This window comes from Paenibacillus ihuae, assembly GCF_001368795.1.
Lineage (GTDB): Bacteria > Bacillota > Bacilli > Paenibacillales > Paenibacillaceae > Paenibacillus_AQ > Paenibacillus_AQ ihuae.
Genome location: NZ_LN831201.1, coordinates 222638 through 227428, shown reverse-complemented (window position 1 = coordinate 227428; position 4791 = coordinate 222638). Strand labels below are relative to the sequence as shown.

General features: G+C 55.4%; 6 protein-coding genes and 1 pseudogene. 6 read left to right on the top strand and 1 reads right to left on the bottom strand.

Going from position 1 to position 4791, the window contains the following annotated elements; all coding sequences use genetic code 11:
• The 6 genes from AQR02_RS25430 to AQR02_RS25405 all read left to right on the top strand — a co-directional run.
• Window positions 1–920: HAMP domain-containing sensor histidine kinase (locus tag AQR02_RS25430; RefSeq protein ID WP_167347638.1), on the top strand; the 920-nt coding region annotated here is incomplete at its 5' end.
• Entirely contained in the window at window positions 917–1105 is a 189-nt protein-coding gene (locus AQR02_RS25425; RefSeq protein ID WP_054943172.1) for an ATP-binding protein, read from the top strand. The genes AQR02_RS25430 and AQR02_RS25425, both read left to right, overlap by 4 nt.
• 62 nt (window positions 1106–1167) lie before the next feature.
• Window positions 1168–2079, top strand: coding sequence for an ABC transporter ATP-binding protein (locus AQR02_RS25420; protein WP_054943171.1), 912 nt, complete (start codon window positions 1168–1170; stop codon window positions 2077–2079).
• Window positions 2076–2792: an ABC transporter permease gene (locus AQR02_RS25415; protein ID WP_054943170.1), complete on the top strand. Its 717-nt coding sequence runs from the start codon at window positions 2076–2078 to the stop codon at window positions 2790–2792. The genes AQR02_RS25420 and AQR02_RS25415 overlap by 4 nt, the downstream gene beginning before the upstream one ends.
• Window positions 2793–2794: 2 nt before the next feature.
• Window positions 2795–3535, top strand: coding sequence for an ABC transporter permease (locus AQR02_RS25410; RefSeq protein WP_054943169.1), 741 nt, complete (start codon window positions 2795–2797; stop codon window positions 3533–3535).
• A 143-nt stretch (window positions 3536–3678) separates the two neighbouring features.
• Complete coding sequence (locus AQR02_RS25405; protein WP_054943168.1) at window positions 3679–4044, top strand: ArsR/SmtB family transcription factor; 366 nt, start codon at window positions 3679–3681, stop codon at window positions 4042–4044.
• Window positions 4045–4123: 79 nt separating this feature from the next.
• Here the strand turns inward: AQR02_RS25405 and AQR02_RS25400 are convergent.
• A pseudogene (locus tag AQR02_RS25400) lies at window positions 4124–4791 on the bottom strand (cation diffusion facilitator family transporter); the annotation flags it as partial.

The window sequence follows — 4791 nt, the reverse complement described above, 5'->3', positions numbered from 1 at the left end:
CGCTTACACCAGATGATCCCCGGATGCGGGAGCAGCTCCGCGCTGATATGCTTCCGCAGCAGTGGGGTGCGCCTGAAGCGATCGCTTTCATGAAAGAGAGCACGAAGCAGGATCCGCTGGCCATCGTCGCGTTTGTGGGTGATGAGATGGATGCCGGGCAAGGCTTTATGGTCATGCAAATTCCGGCGGTTGTTACAGGAGACTATCAGGTCAGGAGTATAGGTTCATGGTATGTTCTAGTTCTGCTGATCATTTTCGCCCTGTTTATTGCGGTTTCCTGGCTCTTCTTCATCGGCATCCGCAAGCGGCTGCTCCGGCTGCAGACCGCTATGAGCTTTACGGGAGGCTCCGGCATTCCGCAGCCGATAGCCCCCGGCAGGGCAGATGAGATTGGCCGCCTTGAGGAGGCTTTTAACTCTATGGTGGCCGAGCTTTCCGCCAGCCGTCAGCGCGAGTTGGAGGAGGAAGGGCTGCGCAAGCGGCTGGTATCGGATCTGTCCCATGATTTGCGTACCCCGCTGACTGTGATCCGCAGCCATCTTCATGTTCTCGGCAAGGAAGTTCTGTCACAGCGTGGACAGGAATCGCTGGAGCTGATGGATATCAGGATTGACAGCCTTAGCGGCCTGATCGAGAATCTGCTGTCATACAATCTGCTCAGCAGCGGCCGGATGACCCTGAAGCTGGAGCAGAAGGATGTGCTGCGGGTGCTGCGGGAGAGTGCTGCTGCCTGGTACCCGCTATGGGAGAAGGAAGGCTTTGAGGCGGCGATTGATCTGGAGGCTGAGCCGCTTTATTGGGTCATTGATGAAAGCTGGTTCCGCCGGATTCTCGATAATCTTTTCCAGAATATTATGCGCCACGCACATGACGGGCAGTATGTCGGGTCCGGGCGGATGTCCGGAAGGGACAGCGTGTGATTGTGATCTCGGACCACGGTAAGGGGATGGAGAGTCCTTCAGAATCCAAAGGTGCAGGACTCGGCCTGTCCATCGTCGATTTACTGCTGAAGCGAATGGAGCTGGAGTGGAGAACGGATAGCTCACCGCAGGGGACTTCGATTGTGATCGGCCAGGCTCCGGAGCGAAATTTAAACAAAATTTAAACTTGCACCAGCCGCTGCTTTAACCTCGGGACGATATGCTAGATACCGGGGTGAAGAGAACAATGAAGCAAACAGTGATCAAAACAAGTGATTTATTGAAAGTCTACCGCGGCCGGTCCGCGGTAGAGCATCTGGACCTGAATATAGGGAAAGGGGAAATCTACGGGTTCCTCGGACCGAATGGCGCCGGCAAAACAACGACCATCCGCATGCTGTTAGGGCTGATCAAGCCGACCTCCGGCCGGATTGAGATTTTCGGCCAGGAGCTGCGGAAGCATAAGCTGCAGATCCTGCGCAAGGTAGGCTCACTCGTAGAGTCTCCTTCCTACTATGGGCATCTGAGTGCAGTGGACAATCTGGAAGCGATCCGCCGGATTCTGGATGTGCCCAAAAGCCGAATTGCTGAGGTACTGGACATTGTGTCCTTAACCGGTGAAGAGAAGCGGCCGGTCAAGGGGTTCTCGCTCGGAATGAAGCAGCGGCTGGGCATAGCAGCCGCACTGCTGGGCAGCCCGGAGCTGCTGATTCTTGACGAGCCGACGAACGGCCTCGATCCTTCAGGGATCCAGGAGATCCGTTCGCTGATTAAACGTCTTCCCGTAGAGCAGGGAATTACCGTGCTGGTATCGAGCCACCTGCTGAGTGAAATCGAGCAGATGGCCGATACCGTCGGCATTATCCGCCAAGGCAAGATGGTCTATCAGGACACGATTGCCCATCTCCAGGAGCAGGCGGCCGGGGAGCTGCGGCTGGCCGTGTCCGAACCCGAAGCTGCGCTGGAGCTGGCGAAACGCAGAGGCTGCGGCGGCTCCCTGCAGGAGAGCCGGGTGGTTCTGCCCCGGATGAGCGATAAAGAAGTGGCGCTACTGATTAAGGAACTGGTGGAGAATGGGCATGCGGTCTACCGGGTGGAAGAACACCGGCAGTCACTGGAGCAGTTCTTCCTGCAGGTGGTTGAGGGAGGCGCATCATGATGTGGCGGGCATTATCTGCAGACTGGCTGAAGATACGCGGCAAGGGGCTGTGGTTTCTGGTCTTTCTGGGTCCGCTTGGGCTTATTCTGATGCAGGGACTGAACTTCGGGATACGCTATGATTATTTGAAGGACCAGTATCGTGCAGACCTCTGGGGCGGATTGCTGAGCAATGTGGCCGATTTCGTGCCGGTGGCCCTATATCTGGGAGGGACGCTGATCTGTTCGCTGATCGCAAATGTTGAGCATCAGATGAGCTCATGGAAACAGCTGCTGGCGTTGCCGATCTCGCGGATTTCTGTCTTTATGTCCAAGCTGCTGCTCTGTCTGCTGCTGCTGGCCTGCTCTTGTCTGCTGCTGTCTGCAGGAACCCTGGTCTTAGGGCTGATCCTCGGGTTTGGTTCACAGGCAGTCCCCTATCCTGATATTCTTCGGATCGGTTTATCTTCTTATGCTGCCGCACTGCCTGTGATTGCGCTGCAGCTATGGTTCTCGTTGTCGAGCCGTAATCAGACCCTTCCGGTAGCCCTCGGCATTACCTTGTCGCTGCTCAGCCTGTTCGCTATGTTCCTGTCTGAATGGATACCTCTGACATGGCCTGCCTTGGCCTGGAGTGCGGATTCACCGTGGCAATTCATAGTGTCCGGCCTGCTCCTTGGCCTGCTGGTGATTATACCGGGAGCTGTTCATTTTGTGCGAAAGGATGTGGACTAACGATGCGGAGCTACTTGCGAATTCTCTCGTCGGAGAGACTGAAGATGTCGAGGTCCAATGTCTGGCTGCTGATTCTCGTCAGTCCGGCGGTTGCACTGCTTGTTGGAGCGCTGGCGGATGTGCAGCAGGATGGGGAGGCTATGACCTGGCAGTTGCTGCTTAATGTCATGTCGTTAGTCCATGCTTTATTGTTTCTGCCGGTACTTTCAGGGATCTTCGCCGCGTTGATCTGCCGTGCCGAGCATAGCGACGGCGGCTGGAAAATGCTGCTGTCGCTTCCCGTAACAAGGAATTCTGTCTACCTCGCCAAATTCACTGTAATTATGGTGCTGCTGGCTTCCGTACAATTGGTATTTCTTGCAGCACTGCTGGGGATGGGCATATACCGCGGGGCTGAAGGGGCTGTACCCTGGGCGCTGTTCTTCTCCAGCCTGGCCGGAGGCTGGTTTGCCTGTCTGCCGCTGGCGGCACTGCAGCTGGGAGTATCTCAAGGCTGGAGCAGCTTTGGTGCACCGCTGGCGGTGAACGTAAGCCTGACCATACCGAATATGCTGATCGCCAATTCGTCGACTTATGGTCCGTACTATCCATGGGTCCAGCCTTTGCTGGCCATGTCACCGTTGGGGGATGACAAGTTTGGTGCCTTTAATCTGCCGGGGGAGACGCTGATGCTTGTAGTGTCCGGCAGTCTGCTTCTATTTCTGACCGCAGGTCTGCTATCCTTCCGGCATAAGGCTGTCTAACCGTCCGTTCCCTCGGGCCGCTATGCTTTTTGCTACGGAAGCCTTCTCCATGGACATCGTGTAAAGTTTTTTCTATAATTAATCGTAGAAGATCTTATTAACGACCGGTGCAACCGGAGAAGCATAACTAGGAGGGCGAGAGCATGGAGCCGGCGGCACTTGAAGAATGCGACAACACATGTAGTGGTTCGGAGCTGGGGCCTGAGACTGCGGCGCTCATTCTGCCTGACCGGGGAACCACGGATAAAATGGCCGAGATGTTCAAAGCGCTGGGCGACCCCACAAGGGTGCGGCTCATCTACGCATTGTCACAGAGAGAGCTGTGTGTGCACGATTTGTCCTCCATCCTGGACATGGGGCAATCGGCGGTATCCCATCAGCTACGCTATTTGCGTAATCTGCGGATTGTGAAGCGCCGCAAAGAAGGCAAGACGGTATATTATTCGCTGAACGATGCGCATGTCGAGCAGATTTTTCTGCAGACGCATGAGCATATCCGGCACGAATAGATGGGCTAGACGGAAGAAACCGCCCCTAACGGCTAATAAGCCTCAGGGACGGTTTCTTTTTGGCATGAATCAGGCAGGCTTATACTTTCAAATGGTCATGCTGTAGGGAAGAGTTCTCCACTTGCAGGGTGGCATGCTGAATGCCGAACTTCTGCTCTACAAGGCGCACGGCCTGCTGCAGAATGTCCTGCTGGCCGCTGTGATCTTCTATCAGCAGATGGGCGCTCAGTGCATCTAGTCCTGATGTGATACTCCAGATATGCAGATCATGAACATCAATGACGCCATCGATATGCAGCAGCGCTCTTCGGACATCATCGGAATTCACTGTGAGCGGGGTGCCCTCCATCAGGATATGGAAAGCCTGCCTGATTACGCTCCAGGCGCTCCGCAGGATGAGCAGCGCCACAATTACGCTGATTATGGGATCGGCAATGTACCAGGAGAATACATTCATGACAAGCCCGGCAAGCAGTGCCCCTACGGAGCCAAGGGCATCGCTGACAATATGCAGATAAGCGCTGCGGATGTTGATGTTCGCGGTTCCGCTGCTTTTGCGCATCAGCGACCAGGCGCTGACGAGGTTGGCCAGCAGTCCGACTGCAGCGATGATGATCATGGTGCCGCTGGCAACCTCCGGAGGCGCATTGAAGCGCTGGAACGCTTCCCACAGAATAAATCCGGCGATGACAAACAATGTAATCCCGTTGAACAGAGCGGCCATAATTTCGAATCTGTGAAACCCGT

Coding starts and splice junctions, on each gene's coding strand:
- AQR02_RS25415 (WP_054943170.1), top strand. CDS start 2,076: ATGATGTGGCGGGCATTATCTGCAGACTGGCTGAAGATACGCGGCAAG.
- AQR02_RS25405 (WP_054943168.1), top strand. CDS start 3,679: ATGGAGCCGGCGGCACTTGAAGAATGCGACAACACATGTAGTGGTTCG.
- AQR02_RS25420 (WP_054943171.1), top strand. CDS start 1,168: ATGAAGCAAACAGTGATCAAAACAAGTGATTTATTGAAAGTCTACCGC.
- AQR02_RS25410 (WP_054943169.1), top strand. CDS start 2,795: ATGCGGAGCTACTTGCGAATTCTCTCGTCGGAGAGACTGAAGATGTCG.